This window comes from Adlercreutzia muris (assembly GCF_041223505.1).
GTDB classification, from domain to species: domain Bacteria; phylum Actinomycetota; class Coriobacteriia; order Coriobacteriales; family Eggerthellaceae; genus Adlercreutzia; species Adlercreutzia muris.
This window is the reverse complement of sequence record NZ_JBCLQK010000006.1, coordinates 225,325-227,498: the sequence shown is the minus strand read 5'-3', so window position 1 is coordinate 227,498 and position 2,174 is coordinate 225,325. Positions and strand designations below refer to the sequence as shown.

Annotated in this window: 3 protein-coding genes; all 3 read right to left on the bottom strand. The window is 52.1% G+C overall.

Annotation, left to right across the window (positions count from 1 at the left end; all coding sequences use genetic code 11):
• Positions 1–282: 282 nt before the first annotated feature.
• Positions 283–1,077, bottom strand: a complete 795-nt coding sequence (locus AAK988_RS07615) for a hypothetical protein (RefSeq protein WP_369880578.1) — start codon at positions 1,075–1,077, stop codon at positions 283–285.
• A gap of 360 nt (positions 1,078–1,437) precedes the next feature.
• A complete protein-coding gene (locus tag AAK988_RS07610; protein WP_135970843.1) occupies positions 1,438–1,842 on the bottom strand; it encodes an HI0074 family nucleotidyltransferase substrate-binding subunit in 405 nt (134 codons plus the stop codon).
• Positions 1,823–2,122: a nucleotidyltransferase domain-containing protein gene (locus tag AAK988_RS07605; RefSeq protein WP_242370330.1), complete on the bottom strand. Its 300-nt coding sequence runs from the start codon at positions 2,120–2,122 to the stop codon at positions 1,823–1,825. Before AAK988_RS07605 ends, AAK988_RS07610 begins: the two co-directional genes overlap by 20 nt.
• Positions 2,123–2,174 lie beyond the last annotated feature (52 nt).

Here is a 2,174-nt window from a genome sequence, read left to right as displayed (position 1 = left end):
AAGGAGGGCGGCATAGGCGATGGGTTAGAATAGGGGCCAGGTTCTAGGCAATTACACCAACGTTCGGCACACTACCCTCACCTTCGGGGTCATCATATCTCGAACCGCATTCTAGCAAACAAAAATCGCCGCCCCAGACGGAACGGCGACTTCAGTTCAAAACGGCAGGATGTACGAGACTCAAACTCGCGACCTCCGACGTGATAGTACTCCGAGAAGCATTATCATTGATTTCGATTTAATTAGGCGATTGATCTTCGTTATCGACACCGCGTTCTTCCTCTATGCCTCATATTCTTCTACGTCTTCAGCGGCTATCGCTTTCACGACATATGTGTCTGGGTTGGCGACTTCCAAGCCGGCAAGGTAGTCCTTCAACTTCAGGCACATCGGGGCGTATGTCGCCAAAGTAATGCCGCCCGAAATGACACCGCCAATAAAGGGGATGACCTTGGAGACGCCTTTCGCGAAAATGTCCTTTGTCATCTTGACGCCGATATACCCTGCAACTTTTTTGACAATTGGATATATGGCACCTTTGGTCAATGCCTTTTGCGGAAGCTTCCTAGCCACAGCGGCCGCAACTTGATTTGAGATCTTAGTGACAGCATCCGTGGCACCATTGGCCCCGAACATTACCCCGATAAACAAGATGAGAAGATTCTTCGCCTCATCATCAATCTCTTCTTCCGTTCCCTCAAAGATATGATCCCATCCATACAGAAAGGCCAGTTTTTGAGTTATTCGCAACACGTGAGCAAAGTACTGCGCTAAATCAGCAGGAACCGCGCCCGCCATCGCGAAGCCGCCGGGTATTCCAGCAACTGCCGAAATCGCAGTTACTTTTGTAGACTCATACCGGATAGAGGCATCGGCGATATGGCTGAGTTCTTCGGGCTTTATGCCAGCGGCAGCCGGAGATGAGTCAACGGCGGTTGCAACAACCTCTAGAGAGAACTTCTTGCCTAAAGCTCCAACGAGATATTTCTCCCTATCTATCCTAACTCCCGGTAACCGCGCCGCTGAAGACAGCACTAACTCGAAATTCTGTGCAGCATCTTTCTTCTCTTCATCCATAATATGAGCCTCCTAGACCTGCCATTATCGATTCATAATAGTACCCTATTGCTCATGGTAGTACATACCGACACAATGGACATTTTTCAGTAAGCCCTATTGGAGCTCTGACAGACGTGATTCGCAACTCATGGCGATTTAGCCGTTGGGCCATTTAGGCCTCATTAAGTCAGTACCCGAGCAGACCCAAAAACAGCCCCATTTTTCTATTCACGGAATCTGTAAATATGGATCAGGGGAAACGACTCTCAAACTCGTGTTTTGATAGCGAGACCCACGATGCTCAAGCAAGTAACTCCGACACGACAAGCCGAGGTTCTAATTTATTGGGCCTCCCACTAACAGGAACCCGTCGCTCAGCTAGAAGGTTCCGAGCAACTCGGCCGGGTAGAGGCGCTCGAGGTTGGCGAGCAAGTCGTCGAAAGTGGCGATATAGGAGCCGATGATGTCGTCGGCAAGGCGCCGTGCGAGCATCGCGTCGTAAACATGTTCGGCCGCGTTGCGATCATCGAGCATGCGCAGCCAGATGCCCTCGTCGATGAAGTCGTACGCATCGTAGGCCGCCTTAATGATCCCCCTCGGAGACCCCGTGGCCGCATCCAATCTGCCCTCGTACTCGAGAGTCTTGCGCAGCAACTTCCAGGAGAGCTCGAATTGCATCGCGAACTTATCGATGATGCCGCTGAGAATGAACTCGTTTTGCAGGTCCTGCTCGGGGGCTTGCCTCAGCACGCTCAGGTTCGCCTTATAGTTCGCATGCTTCATAGAGAACGACCCCCTCCTGCGCGATGCGCTCCCGCAGCCCCTCGCCCACCTCTTGGGACATGTCGACGAAATCGAAGGTCAGCAAGGTCGGGCAGCTCTCGTCGAGAATCCCGATGTAGCGGTCGAAAGAAGCGCCGTAGACAGCGAGATCGATATCGCTCTTCTCGGAGAAACGACCCGATGCGCGAGAGCCGAAGAGGACAACCTTCGCGATCCCGCATTCTCTCGCCTGATCGACGATGAACGCAGTTACCTCTTCTCTCAAGCCGTAGGTATCCATGCTGATCCTTAGCAAAAAGGCCAGTATCGCTACTGGCCTTTCAGTTCAAAAT

Coding starts and splice junctions, on each gene's coding strand:
- AAK988_RS07615 (WP_369880578.1), bottom strand. CDS start 1,077: ATGGATGAAGAGAAGAAAGATGCTGCACAGAATTTCGAGTTAGTGCTG.
- AAK988_RS07610 (WP_135970843.1), bottom strand. CDS start 1,842: ATGAAGCATGCGAACTATAAGGCGAACCTGAGCGTGCTGAGGCAAGCC.
- AAK988_RS07605 (WP_242370330.1), bottom strand. CDS start 2,122: ATGGATACCTACGGCTTGAGAGAAGAGGTAACTGCGTTCATCGTCGAT.